The 16359-nt window shown below is 54.7% G+C and carries 19 protein-coding genes and 1 other RNA gene; 7 read left to right on the forward strand and 13 right to left on the reverse strand.

The genetic code is table 11. The annotated features are described in order from the left end of the window. Positions 1-21: 21 nt before the first annotated feature. Both rsmI and rnpB read left to right on the forward strand, forming a co-directional pair. Entirely contained in the window at positions 22-879 is an 858-nt protein-coding gene (gene rsmI / locus ACMGEE_RS18530) for a 16S rRNA (cytidine(1402)-2'-O)-methyltransferase (RefSeq protein ID WP_253455789.1), read from the forward strand. A 32-nt stretch (positions 880-911) separates the two neighbouring features. Beyond that, positions 912-1289: RNase P RNA component class A (gene rnpB / locus ACMGEE_RS18535), an RNA gene on the forward strand. Between the two features lie 186 nt (positions 1290-1475). Here rnpB and ACMGEE_RS18540 read toward each other — a convergent pair. Beyond that, positions 1476-1832: a hypothetical protein gene (locus ACMGEE_RS18540; protein ID WP_253455787.1), complete on the reverse strand. Its 357-nt coding sequence runs from the start codon at positions 1830-1832 to the stop codon at positions 1476-1478. A gap of 148 nt (positions 1833-1980) precedes the next feature. Between ACMGEE_RS18540 and ACMGEE_RS18545 the strand changes: the two genes are divergently transcribed. Next, positions 1981-2208 (forward strand): hypothetical protein, encoded by a 228-nt coding sequence (locus ACMGEE_RS18545; protein WP_253455785.1) that lies wholly within the window; start codon positions 1981-1983, stop codon positions 2206-2208. Between the two features lie 47 nt (positions 2209-2255). Here ACMGEE_RS18545 and ACMGEE_RS18550 read toward each other — a convergent pair whose 3' ends face one another. Next, entirely contained in the window at positions 2256-2960 is a 705-nt protein-coding gene (locus ACMGEE_RS18550) for a pirin family protein (RefSeq protein WP_253455784.1), read from the reverse strand. Between the two features lie 128 nt (positions 2961-3088). On the opposite strand from ACMGEE_RS18550, the gene ACMGEE_RS18555 reads away from it, so the two are divergent. Further along, complete coding sequence (locus ACMGEE_RS18555) at positions 3089-4003, forward strand: LysR family transcriptional regulator (RefSeq protein WP_125290359.1); 915 nt, start codon at positions 3089-3091, stop codon at positions 4001-4003. Positions 4004-4009: 6 nt separating this feature from the next. Here ACMGEE_RS18555 and ACMGEE_RS18560 read toward each other — a convergent pair whose 3' ends face one another. Next, positions 4010-4996, reverse strand: a complete 987-nt coding sequence (locus ACMGEE_RS18560; protein ID WP_436830456.1) for a glutathione S-transferase family protein — start codon at positions 4994-4996, stop codon at positions 4010-4012. Positions 4997-5324: 328 nt separating this feature from the next. On the opposite strand from ACMGEE_RS18560, the gene ACMGEE_RS18565 reads away from it, so the two are divergent. Further along, positions 5325-5612, forward strand: a complete 288-nt coding sequence (locus tag ACMGEE_RS18565) for a hypothetical protein (RefSeq protein ID WP_301252936.1) — start codon at positions 5325-5327, stop codon at positions 5610-5612. A 160-nt stretch (positions 5613-5772) separates the two neighbouring features. On the opposite strand, the gene ACMGEE_RS18570 is transcribed toward ACMGEE_RS18565, so the two are convergent. From ACMGEE_RS18570 to ACMGEE_RS18610, 9 genes are all read right to left on the reverse strand, one after another. Then, positions 5773-6165, reverse strand: coding sequence for a DoxX family protein (locus ACMGEE_RS18570; RefSeq protein WP_253455778.1), 393 nt, complete (start codon positions 6163-6165; stop codon positions 5773-5775). A 209-nt stretch (positions 6166-6374) separates the two neighbouring features. Next, positions 6375-6656: a YqjK-like family protein gene (locus ACMGEE_RS18575; protein WP_253455775.1), complete on the reverse strand. Its 282-nt coding sequence runs from the start codon at positions 6654-6656 to the stop codon at positions 6375-6377. After that, complete coding sequence (locus ACMGEE_RS18580; RefSeq protein WP_125290364.1) at positions 6656-7048, reverse strand: phage holin family protein; 393 nt, start codon at positions 7046-7048, stop codon at positions 6656-6658. Before ACMGEE_RS18580 ends, ACMGEE_RS18575 begins: the two co-directional genes overlap by 1 nt. A gap of 2 nt (positions 7049-7050) precedes the next feature. Continuing rightward, positions 7051-7356 carry an ElaB/YgaM/YqjD family protein gene (locus ACMGEE_RS18585; protein WP_125290365.1) on the reverse strand — a complete coding sequence of 102 codons (306 nt, stop codon included), beginning with the start codon at positions 7354-7356 and terminating at the stop codon, positions 7051-7053. 41 nt (positions 7357-7397) lie between these two features. Beyond that, entirely contained in the window at positions 7398-7772 is a 375-nt protein-coding gene (locus ACMGEE_RS18590; protein WP_148101255.1) for a DUF1090 domain-containing protein, read from the reverse strand. Between the two features lie 165 nt (positions 7773-7937). Then, a complete protein-coding gene (gene mzrA / locus ACMGEE_RS18595; protein ID WP_253455772.1) occupies positions 7938-8312 on the reverse strand; it encodes an EnvZ/OmpR regulon moderator MzrA in 375 nt (124 codons plus the stop codon). Beyond that, positions 8309-8983 carry a DedA family protein gene (locus tag ACMGEE_RS18600; protein WP_253455768.1) on the reverse strand — a complete coding sequence of 225 codons (675 nt, stop codon included), beginning with the start codon at positions 8981-8983 and terminating at the stop codon, positions 8309-8311. Before ACMGEE_RS18600 ends, mzrA begins: the two co-directional genes overlap by 4 nt. Positions 8984-9287: 304 nt before the next feature. Beyond that, entirely contained in the window at positions 9288-10064 is a 777-nt protein-coding gene (exuR, locus tag ACMGEE_RS18605) for a transcriptional regulator ExuR (protein ID WP_436830457.1), read from the reverse strand. A gap of 67 nt (positions 10065-10131) precedes the next feature. Continuing rightward, positions 10132-11433: an MFS transporter gene (locus tag ACMGEE_RS18610; RefSeq protein ID WP_253455761.1), complete on the reverse strand. Its 1302-nt coding sequence runs from the start codon at positions 11431-11433 to the stop codon at positions 10132-10134. Positions 11434-11784: 351 nt separating this feature from the next. On the opposite strand from ACMGEE_RS18610, the gene uxaC reads away from it, so the two are divergent. Continuing rightward, a complete protein-coding gene (uxaC, locus tag ACMGEE_RS18615; protein ID WP_436830458.1) occupies positions 11785-13194 on the forward strand; it encodes a glucuronate isomerase in 1410 nt (469 codons plus the stop codon). A gap of 179 nt (positions 13195-13373) precedes the next feature. Next, on the forward strand, positions 13374-14864 hold the full coding sequence (locus tag ACMGEE_RS18620; RefSeq protein ID WP_436830459.1) for a UxaA family hydrolase: 1491 nt from the start codon (positions 13374-13376) through the stop codon (positions 14862-14864). A gap of 103 nt (positions 14865-14967) precedes the next feature. Here the strand turns inward: ACMGEE_RS18620 and sstT are convergent, their stop codons facing one another. Next, a complete protein-coding gene (gene sstT / locus ACMGEE_RS18625) occupies positions 14968-16206 on the reverse strand; it encodes a serine/threonine transporter SstT (protein WP_394148764.1) in 1239 nt (412 codons plus the stop codon). Positions 16207-16359: the final 153 nt, after the last annotated feature.

Consider the following 16359-nt stretch of genomic DNA (forward strand, 5'->3'; position numbering starts at 1 on the left):
ATCGGCAATTCGGATCAAACAATGAAACAACGCGAAGAGATTTCGGCCAGCACGCTCTACATCGTTCCCACACCGATTGGTAACCTGGGCGATATTACCCAGCGTGCGCTCTCGGTGCTTGCCAGCGTCGACCTGATCGCAGCGGAAGATACACGTCATACCGGGCTGTTGCTACAACATTTCGCCATCAATGCGCGCCTGTTCGCATTACACGATCACAACGAGCAGCAGAAGGCGGAAACGCTGTTGGCAAAGCTTCGGGACGGGCAAAGCATAGCGCTGGTTTCCGATGCCGGCACGCCGTTGATTAACGATCCCGGCTATCATTTGGTTCGTCTTTGCCGGGAAGCGGGCGTAAACGTGGTGCCGTTGCCTGGCGCCTGCGCGGCGATTACAGCATTAAGCGCGGCGGGGTTGCCGTCCGATCGATTCTGTTACGAAGGGTTTCTGCCCGCCAAAAGCAAAGGCCGTTGCGACACGCTGCGCGCGCTGGAGCAGGAATCCCGCACGCTGATTTTTTATGAATCCACCCATCGCCTGCTGGAAAGCTTACAGGATATGGTCAGCGTATGGGGAAGCGAGCGCTACGTAGTCCTGGCGCGGGAAATCACCAAAACCTGGGAATCGATTCACGGCGCGCCGGTGGGCGAGCTGCTGGCCTGGGTTAAAGAAGACGAAAATCGCCGCAAAGGCGAAATGGTGCTGATTGTGGAAGGCTATCAGGCCGTGGAAGACGCGCTGCCGCCGGAAGCGCTGCGCACGCTGGCGCTGTTGCAGCAGGAGCTGCCGCTGAAAAAAGCCGCCGCGCTGACCGCCGAAATTCACGGCGTAAAAAAGAATGCGCTCTATAAGTATGCGCTGGAGCAGCAAGAGGGGTGACAAACCGCGCGGAATGCCCTATTATCCGCGCCGAAGCTGACCAGACAGTCGCCGCTTTGTTGCCGTCCTCCTTCGGGGGAGACAGACAAAGGGGAGGAAAGTCCGGGCTCCATAGGGCAGGGTGCCAGGTAACGCCTGGGGGGCGCAAGCCCACGACCAGTGCAACAGAGAGCAAACCGCCGATGGCCCACTTGTGGGATCAGGTAAGGGTGAAAGGGTGCGGTAAGAGCGCACCGCGCGGCTGGCAACAGTTCGTGGCACGGTAAACTCCACCCGGAGCAAGGCCAAATAGGGGTTCACAAGGTACGGCCCGTACTGAACCCGGGTAGGCTGCTTGAGCCAGTGAGCGATTGCTGGCCTAGATGAATGACTGTCCACGACAGAACCCGGCTTACCGGTCAGCTTCAACATTTTCAGTAAGAAACCCGCTTCGGCGGGTTTTTTGCTTTCTGCGGCAGAACCGTCCACGACGCTTTTTATGAAAGGAAAGCGGCTTACCGGTCAGCTTCAACATTTTCAGTAAGAAACCCGCTTCGGCGGGTTTTTTGCTTTCTACGGTGCGGCCTGTTCACAACGCTTTTTGTGTAAGCAAAAGCTTAAAAGCGCGAGTCTTTGCAGCGCGCCGCCATGGCGGAAACCGCCGCGCTGACGTCAGGCTCCTTAGCATAATAGAAGGTCACGCTGGATTGTTGACGGCCTGCTGCCGCAATTTCAATCCAGGCCACGTTGTCGTAATTTCTGTCCGTCAGATTATACTTTTCAATACCTTGAGTCAGGCGGCCGTCCCGCTCCAGCCGAAGGTGCTGACTCTGCGCCGCAGCAAAAAGACAGTCGGCAACATTGTGTGGATATCCCTTCAGGTAGACCTGTTTCATGTCAGGATGCGTCCCAATGCGCCCTAAATCGACACAGCCAACCAGTAAAAGCACAAACATCACAGCCAGCTTTTTCATTCCCTGCTCCTCGTGTTATCGCTCACCTCTGACAATAGGCCAGAGAAAATCAACGTGCGATTAACGAACGAAATTTACCTGAGGATATAAAATAACTACGGCGCTTTGAAAATTTTAACCGTAAGCGTTAACGCTGAGGAGATAAACGATGAAAAGATCGATACTGGCCACCCATTTAGGGCTGTCTGAAGAAGAGCTGGACGAGATGGATCTGGACCCTGAAGATTTAGACGAGGGAAAAGTAGAAGAAGAGAGCAACACCTTCTTTTTTACCGTGCCGGAAAACACGCCTCAGCATATTTTAGGCAAAAAAGGCTGGTCAATCGGCGAGAGGGTCGCCGTGCCCATCAGCTTATTTGACGTATCAGGCAGCTAAACCCGTCATGCATCGCTGGCGAGTTTTACAGGAGTAGGCAACGGCGACTACTCGGCTAAATCAATCACCAGCGCGCGCGTTGGCGTGGTTGCCGTTATCGTCACGCTCTGCTCTTTTTCGATAAATGCGCCGTCGCCGCAGGCAAGCGTCTGCCGATCCGCTGAAGATGCGGTCACGGTAAAGCCGCCGTGAATTGATTGCAGATAGGCGCGCGAACCACGTAACGGCAGCGTCACATCTTCGCCCGGTTGCAGTCTCAGATGATAAATCCAGGCCTGTTGGCGAAGCTGCAGGCTCTGTTGTGCACCGTCCGGCGAGGCCAGCAGTATGGCGCTCGCGTTAGTCGGGATCGACAGGCATTGAATCGCCGCGTTTTCCCTGTCGGGACAGGCGTCCAGCCAAAGCTGCATACGCGTCAATGGCTTCTCGCCACTGATATTATGCTCGCTGTAGCTGATCCCCGGTTGGGCAGCCAGCAGCAAAGCTTCGCCCGCGCGCGCCACGACATGGTTGCCGTCGCTGTCGCGGTACTCCGCTTCGCCCTGCAGGATCAGATTAACAACATCGACCTTTGGCCAGGTTCTGGGTTGGAAGGAAGCCCCTGGTGTCAGCACTTCCTGATTGAGCACGCGTAAAGAGGCGTAGCCCAGCAGTTGAGGATCAAAATAGTGGCCGAAGGAAAACGTGTATCGCGCCTGGAGCCAGCCGTAATCGGCTTGACCACACTGTTGTACGGTGCGACTGGTAATCATATTTTCCTCCTTATTAACCGGCAAACCGCGTCGGTCATTTATTATGCCGCTATAGTAAGGCGCTGGACGCCAGATTGTTAGCCAGTTAATCTGCTTGCCATATTCAAAAATCCTGAAAGAGAACCGCTATGGCAAAAGATCGCGCTCTGACGCTGGAGGCGCTGCGAGTAATGGATGCTATCGATCGACGCGGCAGCTTTGCGGCGGCGGCAGATGAGCTGGGCCGCGTCCCTTCAGCGCTCAGCTACACCATGCAAAAGCTGGAAGAGGAGCTGGACGTGGTGCTGTTTGACCGCTCCGGACACCGAACTAAGTTTACCAACGTAGGACGCATGCTGCTGGAGCGGGGCCGGATTTTGCTGGAAGCGGCCGATAAGCTGACCACCGATGCGGAAGCGCTGGCGCGGGGCTGGGAAACACAGTTGACTATCGTTACCGAAGCGCTGGTTCCTTGCGAATATCTCTTTCCTTTGATTGATAAACTTGCCGAAAAAGCCAATACGCAAATCGCGCTGGTGACGGAAGTGCTGGCGGGCGCCTGGGAAAGGCTGGAGCAGGGCCGCGCGGATATCGTTATCGCGCCGGATATGCATTTTCGCGCCTCTTCAGAGATCAACACCCGCAAACTGTACAGCATTATGAGCGTGATCGTCGCCAGCCCGGATCATCCTATCCATCAGGAACCGGAACCGTTATCGGAACCATCACGGGTGAAATATCGGGGTATTGCCGTAGCGGATACGGCGCGCGAGCGCCCGGTACTGACCGTACAGCTACTGGATAAGCAGCAGCGGCTGACCGTCAGTTCAATCGAAGATAAGCGCCGTGCGCTGCTGGCCGGGCTGGGCGTGGCGTCCATGCCGTACCCGATGGTGGAAAAAGATATTGCCGAAGGGCGTCTGCGTGTTGTCAGCCCGGAATACAGCAAAGAGGTCGATATCATTATGGCCTGGCGCCGCGACAGCATGGGCGAAGCCAAATCATGGTGCCTGCGGGAGATCCCTAAGCTGCTGGCGAAGCGTCACGCGCCGCTCAGGGGATAACGCCGGCTAGCGGAAGCGTTCATCGCGCCCGTGTGGCTCGTCCCAGTCGAAAGCCGGGCCGGTCGAGATAACGCCGTAGGGATTGATCGTCTTGTGGCTACGGTAATAATGATGGCGGATATGCGCCAGATCGACCGTTTCAGCGATGCCCGGCAGCTGATAAATTTCTCGTAAAAAGCCGCTCAGGTTCAGATAGTCGCTAATACGATAGCGATCGCATTTGAAATGCGTCACATAAACCGGATCGAAGCGAACTAAGGTCGTCCACAGACGCAGGTCCGCCTCGGTCAGCCGGTCGCCGGTCAGATAGCGATGCTGCCCCAGTATTTGTTCAAGCCTGTCCAGTGACTGGAAAAGGGCGGTGACCGCCTCGTCATAGGCCGCCTGAGAAGTAGCGAACCCCGCTTTATAGACGCCGTTGTTAACGGTGTCGTAAACCCAGCCGTTCACCTCATCGATTTTGGCGCGTAAGTCCGCCGGATAGTAATCGCCGGCGCGGGCGCCTGCCGCGTCGAATGCGCTGTTAAACATTCGCAAAATATCGGCTGATTCATTACTGACGATAGTCTGCTGCTGCTTGTCCCAAAGTACCGGGACGGTGACCCGGCCGGTATAGTCCTTATCAGCGTGCAAATAAAGTTGATACAGGAATTCGTTCTGATAAAGGCTGTCGCCCGTCGCGCCCGCAAAATCTTCATCAAACGTCCAGCCGTTTTCCAGCATTAGCGGATGGACTACCGACACGGAAATAAGCTTTTCCAGCCCTTTTAGCTGACGCATCAACAGCGTTCGATGCGCCCAGGGGCAGGCAAGCGAAACATAGAGGTGATAGCGATCCGCCTCGGCACGAAAACCGGCTTTGCCGTCTGCGCCAGCAGAGCCGTCGGGCGTTACCCAACTGCGCCAGGCAGAATCAGAACGTTTAAAGCGCCCGCCCGTGGATTTTGTGTCGTACCAGTTATCGTGCCAGACGCCGTCAATAAGCTGTCCCATGTAAACTCCCTGATAATTAAATGATAATAAAAGAATATAACCTGTTATCAGAAAAAAGCTCGTTACTTTCTCCTAAAAATAATTATGCGATAAAATAGAGGGTATCAGGTTGGTTTTTTTAACTTTACTGGATGTAATGCCCCGGCTTTATAATTAAAAGCGCTAATTACATTCTGGTTTTCACCATTAATACAATGCCTGTTTTAAGGCTGCCTTTATTCTGTATTGATTTGGGCCTGTAGATATTTGACTTTTTTTGCTGGCTGTCATTAAAATAGTTCCTCGCCTGTTTTATGGCGTGGGGTTATTAATAAAAAAGGAGAATTTTATGCGTGAATTAAACAGCCAGGAAGTTGACGTCGTCTCAGGTGCCGGCTTCTTTGCCGATTTAGGTAAAAGCATTGGCGCAGCAATTGGAGGCGTGGTAGATCTGGGCACCTCAGCTGGCGGCCTGACAACGGATGCAACCTCGGCGGCGGGTACGCTGGGATCCGGTATCGGCAGCATTCTGGAACTGGATTTCATTAGCGCTATTACGAATATCGGTTCCGGCATCGTCGGTATCGTTAATTTTGGTATCAGCGCTATCTCACAGATCAAAAATAAATCGGCTTAATTGGCGGTCTGGTTCGGAGAGTCACATCCCCTGGCATTATTTTTATACCGTACAGAAAAATTAACGTTATAGTCGTCTGGTTAAGAAATTGGTTAATCTTTTAATCAGATACGCTGGCGCTTATTGAAAGCAGGGCATAAAGCCCTGCTTTAATCATTGTTTATTTTTTTCTTTTAATTAAGCGGTCGATACTGTATGCACCAGGGCCGGTAATAAACAGCAGCAGATAACCACCAGAGATACTCATATTTTTCATAAAGTTAATAGAGTTACCGTCTACGCTGAAATTACTGTGAAACACAAATGCGGTAATCAGCGTAAAAATGGCGGTGGAGATGGCGGTAAAGCGCGTCAGGAAGCCAAACAGGATAGCCAGACCGCCGCCGAACTCCAGCAAAATGGTCAGCGGCAGTAAAAAGCCCGGTACGCCCATTGCTTCCATATACTGTTGCGTGCCCGCATAACCGGTAATTTTTCCCCAGCCCGCCACGATAAACAGGACAGGCATCAAAATACGCGCGACCAGAAAGCCGATATCTTCTAATTTTTTCATGTTAATCCCCGATAAATTTTATCTGGCCTGAATAGCTCCTGGCCGCATGAAGCCCGGTTGTGACGCTGAATACGCGTTAATTCCCGGTCGTTGCAGAAGATAATATTCGTCAGGAGAGAGGATTGTAAGCGAGTTAAACTGTCAAAGTTCTTCAGAAAAATTGAGTATTCAGGTTCAGCGAGGCTGAACCTGAGAAAGAACAGAAAGCATCAGCGGCCCGGCAGGAAGTTGCGTACCATACGCACCGTACTCCAGATACCCAGGCCGCGCTTGGCCCAGCGGGTAATACGGCGTGGATTACGCACCGACCAGATAGCCGCCAGGCCGCTGCCGACCGCAATATAACGCTTCAGGCTGAGCAGCGTTAGCCAGCCGCGATCGTAACGGGCAGTACTTTCCAGCCAGAATTTCTTTTGGATGCTGAGATCGAGCCGCTGCTGTTGGATCTGACGCAGCAGTTCGGCCTTACGCTCGTCACGCTCGCGGCTCATTAATCGTTCTCCAGTAGCTTACGATCGGATTTCAGTTCTTTACGGGTAGCGCCCAGAAGGGTAGAACGACGAGATTTGGCCAGCGTCCAGAGTCCAAAGAACAGCGCTAATGCAAAAAGCACCGCCGTGGTAATGCCGATAGCCATCAGGCGATACTGTGCATCCACCGCCCAGATAATGAGCACCATCAGGCTCATCAGGCCAAAAGCGGTAAAGAGCATGGTCAGCCCGACCATGATCAACAGCTGGATCAGGTTCGCCTTCTCTTCTTCCAGCTCCACGACGGCCAGCCTGACGCGGGTTTCTACAATCCCGACCAGAGTGGTGACGAGGCGCTGCCCGATGTTGATGACCCCTTTGCCTGGGCCCTGGCTTTGCTGGGAATCTTTCATTGTTATCGACGCGTCAGCAGCACGCCCAGCACTACGCCGATAGCGGCGCCGATGCCCACGCTGGTCCATGGATTTTCGCGCACGTAAACGTCCGCATTATCGGCAACTTCACGCGAAGTTTTGGCGAGGCGATCGCCGGAGTCGCCTAAACGTGCGCGGGTATCTTTCAGCGCGCTCTGTGCTTTGCTACGCAGCTTGTCCAGCTCGTTTTTTGATTTGTCAGTGGTGTTGCTCAGCACTTCTTCCAGCGTATCCGCCAGATTCTTTAATTCCGCACGCAGATGATCGGAAGTGATATCTTTTGACATAACAAACTCCTTTATAATCAGTAATGAGAATCCTGCCTGCCTCAGTAAGGGGCGGCCTGGACTTCCTTCAGTTCACGTTTTGCTTCTGCCAGCTTGCGTTCACGTTTAGCGATTTTCTCTTTATCATCGCCATCCGCTCTCTCCTGGTTCAGCTCTTTTTGCCGCTCTTCCACTTTCTGCTGCAGCTCATCGATCTTTTCCTGATGGCTCGCCTTCAGTTTGTCGTCCGTACAGCCCGCGCGAGCCTCCGTCAACGCCCGCTCCAGACCAGTAACGCGGCGCTGGTTGTCGTGCTGACGGGCTAAATCGATCTCGTGCTGAATGTCCTGCTCTTTTTGCAGGCACAGCGAGTCTGCCGCCTGAGCGAAAGTGGTCAGGGATAAAAGGCTGAGGCCAAGGATCGTGCGGTATTTCATAAAGTGACCTTCCATTGTTTGGGTTCGCTGATACAACCCCGTTAATCCTGTCATGCTTGCCGCTTACGCCGGCCAGTTAAGCATAGTCAGGAAATGCGGAAAGCTCAAAAAGAGAGAAGATTCTTAAGGATAGAGGCCCGGAAGTGGCACTGCCGGGCACGTTTCTTAGCCGATGCTCTGCTTATGCGGGCTGATGCGGCTGAGCCACTCAGAAGATTGTTCGAGCTGAGCGATATCAAAGCCTTCCGGCAGCAGGCGGCGCAGTACTTTCTCGGCGGCGGTACTTTGCTCCTGTGAATCAAATTTAATCACCAGCGTGTTTTTATCCGGCGTGATGCTTTTAATATGGATGCCTTCCGCGTTCAGCCGCTGATAGACATAGAAGCCGTCTGGCACCGTAATACCCTGGCGAGAGGCCCGAATTTGCAGCGCCGTTTCACCGCCAAACAGGGCAGGCAAAAGCGCAATCATTGTCAGCGCAACCGATGCCAGCGCCACCAGGCCCAGTATTCGTTTGCGGGAAGCGTAATTTTTCATCATGAGTTTCCTTTCTCATTCATAGTGCGTTTCTTTTTCCATAAAACATAAAGCGACCCAAACAGGCCGACAACCAATAAAATCAGCGGCAGCATCATCAGGCACGCCATCAGCTGATCTTCATACCGCTGAAAAAGAGGCGTTCTGCCCAGCGCAAAGCCCAGCACCGTCAGGATCAGTACCCAAAGCAGCCCGCTCACCCAGTTGAAGAACTGAAAGCGCGCGTTGTTTAAGCCCGACAGCCCGGCAATGGTCGGCAGCAGCGTGCGGACAAAAGCGATAAAGCGGCCGATCAACAGGGCCGAAAGCCCGTGGCGATGGAACAAAGCGTGCGCGCGCTGATGATACTGCGCGGGTAGATGGGCGAGCCAGCGCTGCACCGTGGCCGTATTGCCCAGCCAGCGCCCCTGAATATAGCCTACCCAGCAGCCCAGGCTGGCGGCGGTAGTCAATACCAGCAGCGTAAGCGGAAAATTCATCGTGCCTTTGGCAATCAGCACGCCGACCAGGATCAGCAGGCTGTCGCCCGGCAGGAAAGCGGCAGGAAGCAGGCCATTTTCCAAAAATAAGATCATAAACAGCACTAAATAGATTGCCCAGACCAAGGAGGGATCGGCCAGCATGACATAATCCTGGTGCCAGAGGGCATGGACCAGCGCTTTTAAAATATCCATAAAGTGTCCCTGAATAGCATTTTCGCCATGTTCCGGCAAAGTTCATCACAAATGGTTGTAGTTAGTATGCGTGCGGAACCTGGTCTTAACACGAAAAAAAGAAACAAAGGTGAAAATAAACGGCCTGTCGGGCTTGATACGCCGGGCCGTCAAATCGTTATGAATGCGGTCTGATAAGCCTGGGCAAAGCCAGCATTACCGTTGTTGTACAGGCGCAATCAGGAGGTGCAAAGGAGTTTTACACAGGCTGACATAATTAGAGGGTTAACTGCAATAATTTCGCCGCCTGGCGGCGGCAAAACCCTTACTTATCGGTCACAGAGATGCCTTTGATGGCGACAACGGGATTTTCAGTAAACATGTAACGATCGATGCTGGGTTCAAAATCGTCTGAAGTGGCTTTAAACAGCATCTGGCGGGTATGTTCAAGGTGCCGCCACATGGCCAGCTTGCTGCCGGCCGGATCTTTACGCATCAAGGCGTTAAGTATGCGATCGTGATCGTCACACCAGCTTTCCATAGCGCTGTCGTCAATGTGTTCATGCAGTTTCAGCCAGTAGGGGTTGTGCAAACGGTGCAGCCACATTTTTTCTACAATAGCGGCCAGCGCGCCGTTTTGCGTGGCGCGGGCAATCTGCACATGGAATTTTAAATCCCATTCTGAATCACGGAAGCGATCTTCTTTTCTGGCCTGCTGCTGGATTTCCATTAACTGCTGAATATCCTGCCGGGTTACCTGAGTGGCGGCAAACTCTGCCACATTGCTTTCAATCAGCTGGCGAGCCTGTAGCAGTTCAAACGGGCCAAAGCTGGCAAATTCTGACTGTTCGTCCGGAACGACGCTGTTTCTCTGGTGTTGTGAGATCACATGGATACCTGAGCCTTTGCGTACCTCAACGTATCCTTCTACTTCCAGCATGATGATCGCTTCACGCACCACAGTGCGGCTGACGCCCATTTCTTCTGCAATAAAGCGTTCAGCCGGTAATTTCTCGCCAACGGCATAAACCCCTTCCTCCAGACGACGTTTAAATTCCGCAGCGAGCTGCTGGTAAAGACGTCGGGATTCGGCCAACACCATAATCTTTCTCCTGCCGCACAATGATGGAATTTGTTATACCACTTCCGCCGGGCGGGAGAAACCCGGACTAGCGCGCGGCGGCCCCGGCCGACCTGACGCTCTGCTGCTTCTGATCGACTGCGGGTTGGTTGCTTAATAATGTCCAGATAGCTACTGCGCCAAGCACATCCATCAGCGCCAGCACGGCGAACAGCGGACTGAATCCCAGCGTGTCCGCCAGGGCGCCGACGATCAACGCAAACAGCGTGCTGGCGCTCCAGGCCGCCATCCCCGTCAGGCCATTGGCGGTCGCCACTTCATTGCGGCCAAACACATCGGAGGAAAGGGTTATTAACGCGCCCGACAGCGCCTGATGAGCAAAGCCGCCTACGCAAAGCAGGGCAATCGCGGTGTAGGGACTGCTAAATAAGCCAATGGTGCCGGGAGCAATCATCAGGAGCGCGCCCATAGTAACCACCAGCTTACGCGAGACGATAAGATTGACACCGAACCAGCGCTGGAACAGCGGCGGTAGATAGCCACCGATGATACAACCAAGATCGGCGAACAGCATCGGCATCCAGGCGAACAGCGCAATTTCTTTCAGATTGAAGCCGTAGGCCCGAAACATAAACAGGGGGATCCAGGCGTTGAACGTTCCCCATGCGGGCTCAGCCAGAAAGCGCGGTAGCGCGATCCCCCAGAATTGCCTGCTGCGAACAATTTGCCAGGCGCTCATTTTGGTCGCATTGCTGACCTGATGGTGCGCTTCCTGGCCTGAAAGAATGTACCGACGCTCGGTTTCATGCAGTTTTTTATGATCTTTTGGATGCTGATAAAAAATCAGCCAGCATAACGCCCAGATAAAGCTAAGGATGGCGGTAACAATAAAGGCCATCTGCCAGCTGTGCGCCACGATAGCCCAGACAACCAGAGGCGGTGCCAGCATGGCGCCAATGGACGAGCCGACATTAAAATAGCCTACCGCGATAGATCGTTCTTTGGCCGGAAACCATTCGCTGCTGGCTTTTAATCCGGCGGGGATCATCGCTGCCTCTGCCGCGCCTACGGCGGCACGAGCCAGCGCCAGCCCCGTCCAGCTGTTGGCCAACGCCGTGGCTCCGCAAAAAATCGCCCAAAGAATGGCAAACAGAGCGTAACCCACTTTCGTTCCCAGCACGTCAAGGATATAACCCGCGACGGGTTGCATCACGGTATAGCAGGCCGAATAGGCGGCGACGATATAGGAGTACTGCTGGGTCGTGATATGCAGCTGTGATTCCAGCGTAGGCGCGGCAACGGCAATCGTATTGCGTGTCAGGTAGCCCAGCACGGTGCCCAGCGTGACCAGACCTATCATATACCAACGCAGTCCTTTGATTTTACGCATAAAATTCTCCCGCTTTTTCTAATCCCTATTGATTTATGGCTTCCTTTTCAACGCGGGACGGCTTGCTGGTTGGCACCCGCACGTTAACTCTCCAACCGCCGTACTGTCAGGAGGCTGAATGCCGCAACAATAACTTGTCATACAGATTCTAAAGGAGAGAAACGTCACAATTGCAGCCCAGGCGGCTAATGTTTTTTTAATATCATATTAATCAATAGGTTATTTTTTATCCCGGCAACGCCGTCAGGCGTAAATGGCATTTTTGTGATCGGGGTTGCACAAAATTACGCCGTATCTCAATAATTGGTGTGATAACTTTGCAGCAAAGGATGTTGACCACAGGAGAAGGGTATGTCGGGTTTTATGCAGGAAGATTTTTTGCTGTCGGGGGAGTTTGCGCGCCGCTTGTACCATGAGTTTGCGGCCGGGCAGCCCATTTTTGACTACCACTGCCATCTGCCGCCGCAGCAGATTGCCGAGGATTATCGATTCAAAAATCTGTATGACATCTGGCTAAAAGGCGATCATTACAAATGGCGAGCGATGCGGGCGAATGGCGTACCGGAAGCGCTGATTACCGGTAACGGCAGCGATCGTGAGAAGTTTGCCGCCTGGGCCAGCACGGTGCCCGATACCATTGGCAATCCTCTTTACCACTGGACGCATCTTGAGCTGCGCCGACCTTTTGGCATTACGGACACGCTGCTGTCGTCGGAAACGGCGGAAGAAATATGGTCGCGGTGCAACGCGCTGTTGGCACAGGATGCGTTCAGCACTCGCGGCATCATGCAGCAGATGAATGTGAAAATGGCGGGCACGACCGACGATCCGATCGACGACCTGCGCTACCATCGCCTGCTCGCTGAAGATGCCAGTTTTGCTGTCAAAATATTGCCAGGCTGGCGTCCTGATAAGGCGCTCAATCTGGAGGCTGGCGGCTTCTGTGACTATCTGCAAAAACTGGCTGCGGTTAGCGATACGGATATTGTCCGCTTCGACGATCTCCGCCAGGCACTCAGCCGCCGGCTTGACCATTTTGCCGCTCACGGCTGTAAAATTGCCGACCATGCGCTGGATGTTGTGCTGTATGCCGATGCGGACGAAGCCACGCTGGACGGCATCCTGGCGCGGCGTCTTGCCGGAAAAAGCCCGAACGAGCTGGAGATTGCGCAATTTAAAACGGCGGTGCTGGTATGGCTTGGCGCGCAGTACGCTCAGCGCGGCTGGGTTCAGCAGTATCATATCGGCGCATTGCGTAACGCCAACAGTCGTCAGTTTGCGCGGCTGGGGCCGGACGTGGGCCATGACTCTGTTAACGACGCTCCGATCGCCGTACCGCTGGCGCGTTTGCTGGATGCCCAGCACCGAAAGGATGCGCTGCCAAAAACCATTCTCTACTGCCTGAACCCACGGGATAACGAAGTTATCGCCACGATGGCCGGCAATTTTCAGGGCGAAGGAGCGCCGGGCAAAATGCAGTTCGGTTCCGCGTGGTGGTTCAACGATCAGAAAGACGGCATGACGCGACAGCTGACGCAGCTGGCGCAAATGGGCATGCTCAGCCGTTTCGTTGGCATGTTAACCGACAGCCGCAGCTTTCTCTCCTACACGCGGCATGAATATTTCCGTCGCCTGCTGTGTGAAACGATCGGTGGCTGGGTGGATAACGGTGAAGCACCGGCCGATCTCAATCTGCTGGGCAAAATGGTGGAAAACATCTGTTTTAACAATGCGCGCGACTATTTTGCCGTTGAGCTGTAACCGCCGTCCTGAATCGTTGCGGCTCCGCTACCAGTACGGACAGAAAACGCCCTGGGCGAAACGCAATACCGGGGAAGGAGCGCAATGCCGTACCGGGACTGACCGCAAGGGTAACGTTATTGGTGCCACGACTTATCAGCAAGGGCATACGCCAGCCCCGCTTAGCTGAGGAAAACATTATGCAGCGTTATATCCGGATCGATCCTGAAGATAACGTCGCCGTCGCGCTGGCTGACCTGGCGGAAAGCGAGGCGCTGGAAGCAAACCGGCACGTAATCGTGTTGCAACAGCCTGTCGCACGTGGGCACAAGTTCGCCCTTTTACCGCTGGCTGTGGATGAGCCAGTTATAAAATATGGCCTGCCTGTTGGGCATGCCACCCAGGCGATCGCCGCAGGGGAAGGGGTCCATTCTCATAACCTCTGTACCAATCTTGGGGACGTAAATGCCTATCGCTATCGGCCGGATTTCGTCACGCTGCCAAAACCGGCTGGCGATCGCGAAGTGCAGATTTACCGCCGCCGTGACGGCAGGCCCGCCATTCGTAACGAACTCTGGCTACTGCCAACGGTTGGCTGTGTCAACGGTATAGCAAAGCAAATGGTGGCCCGCTTTATGGCAGAAAGCGAGGGCGCGACAGATATTGACGGCGTTTTCCTCTTCACCCATCCGTATGGCTGCTCGCAGCTGGGAGAAGACCATCTCAATACGCGCACCCTGCTGCAAAATATGGTGCGCCATCCAAATGCCGGCGCGGTACTGGTGATAGGTTTGGGCTGCGAAAACAATCAGATCGATGCTTTTCGCGAGACGCTGGGCGAAGTGGATGCCGATCGCGTCGGCTTTATGACGCTACAGCAGCACGATGATGAAGTGGAAGCCGGGCTGGCTCAACTACGTCGCCTGTATAAAGCGATGCGTAACGATCGCCGCGAGGCTGGACGGCTAAGCGAGCTGACGTTTGGCCTGGAATGCGGCGGCTCGGATGGCCTTTCCGGCATTACCGCTAACCCCTTGCTGGGACGTTTCTCAGACGAGGTGATAGCCAACGGCGGCACCACAGTGCTGACGGAAGTGCCTGAAATGTTTGGCGCCGAACAGACCCTGATGAACCGCTGTCGGGACGAAGCAACCTTTCGCAAAACTGTCGATATGATTAACGATTTCAAGCGTTATTTCCTGCAGCACCATCAGCCCGTTTTTGAAAACCCTTCGCCGGGCAACAAAGCGGGCGGCATCACTACCCTGGAGGAAAAGTCGCTGGGCTGCACGCAGAAAGCGGGTCGGAGCCAGGTGGTGGACGTGCTGAAATATGGCGAGCGCGTACGCAAGCCGGGGCTGAATTTACTCAGCGCGCCGGGCAATGATGCCGTGGCGACCAGCGCGCTGGCGGCGGCGGGCTGTCATATGGTGCTGTTCAGTACCGGCAGGGGCACGCCCTACGGCGGCTTTGTGCCCACCGTTAAGCTGGCGACCAACAGCGAACTGGCGGCGAAGAAACCGCACTGGATCGATTTTGATGCCGGGCCTTTGCTTCAGGGCGTGGAGATGACGACGCTACTGGAAAAATTTATCGATCTGCTGGTGGAAATCGCCTGCGGCCGTCAGACCAGAAACGAGCTGAATGATTTTCGCGAGCTGGCGATTTTTAAAAGCGGGGTGACTTTATAGCGGGCGCGTAACGCTGCGCGACAGGGCGAGAAACCCCACCCACCCGTTCGGCAGGGCAGGATTTCTCGCTGAGCAGGGCGCCATCTTTTGACGGCGCCGCCGGTTAAGCTTTTTGTTCCACCCGACGCTCTTCGGCCATGCAGGCCGCGGCGGTAAACAGAATATCGGCGGAAGAATTCAGCGCCGTTTCGGCGGAGTCCTGCAGAACGCCGATAATAAAGCCTACGGCTACCACCTGCATCGCCACATCGTTAGGGATGCCGAACATATTGCAGGCGACGGGGATCAGCAGCAGCGAACCGCCCGCCACGCCGGACGCGCCGCAGGCGCAGATGGAGGCCACAAGGCTAAGCAGGATCGAGGTGCCGATATCTACATGGATGCCCAGCGTATTCACCGCCGCCAGCGTCAGTACGGTAATGGTGATGGACGCGCCCGCCATACTGATATTGGCGCCCACGGGGATCGAGACGGAATAGGTGTCTTCATCCAGATTAAGCTTCTTCGCCAGCGCCATATTTACCGGGATATTGGCCGCCGAACTGCGGGTAAAGAAGGCGGTGACGCCGCTTTCCCGCAGGCAGGTAAAGACCAGCGGGTAAGGATTACGGCGGATCTTCCAGTAGACCAGAATGGGGTTGATAACCAGCGCCATCAGCAGCATACAGCCCAGCAGCAGGGCAAGCAGATGCGCGTACTGCCACAGCGCCGAAAAGCCGGTAGAGGCCAGAATCGACGCCACAAGGCCGAAAATACCGACAGGAGCGAAGCGGATCACAATACGCACCAGGTAAGTCACGGCGTCGGAGGCATCATTCAGGAAAGCGCGCGTGGTGTCGCTGCTGTGGCGGAAAGCGAAGCCCAGGCCAATCGCCCACACCAGGATGCCGATATAGTTGGCATGCATCAGCGCGTCGATCGGGTTGGAAACCATGCTCATCAGCAGGCCGTTTAAGACGGCCAGGATACCGGACGGCGGCGTGATTTCATTATTGGCGGCGCTCAGCGTCAGCGTCTGCGGCAGCAAATGGCTGAACGCCACAGCCAGCACGGCGGCAAAAAACGTGCTCAGCAGATACAGTATCACGATAGGGCGGATAGAGGTTTTCTGGCCCTGCTTGTGGTTGGCGATAGAGGAGATCACCAGCACCATGACCAGCAGCGGCGCTACGGCTTTCAGCGCGCTGACAAACAGCGAGCCGAACAGGCTGACGGAAAGCGCGCTCTCTTTGGAAAACCACGCCAGCGCCACGCCAGCGACCAGACCGATCAAGATCTGCGTAACCAGGCCTGCCTGCATCAGACGCTGCAACAGGCCGGGACGATTCTTTTCAATACTCATATAAAAACCAGCTGTAAAAGTGATGGAATGCGCCTCAGCGTCGTGTGCGCTGAACTGACGGCATCGGTGTGTTTGCGCAGGCAGTATAAGGAAATGTGTTGGCAGGGGAAGCGAAAAGTGGCCCGACGGCGGCGGAATATTCTGCCGTCGGGC

Source organism: Erwinia artemisiae, assembly GCF_051400835.1.
Classification (GTDB): domain Bacteria; phylum Pseudomonadota; class Gammaproteobacteria; order Enterobacterales; family Enterobacteriaceae; genus Erwinia; species Erwinia aeris.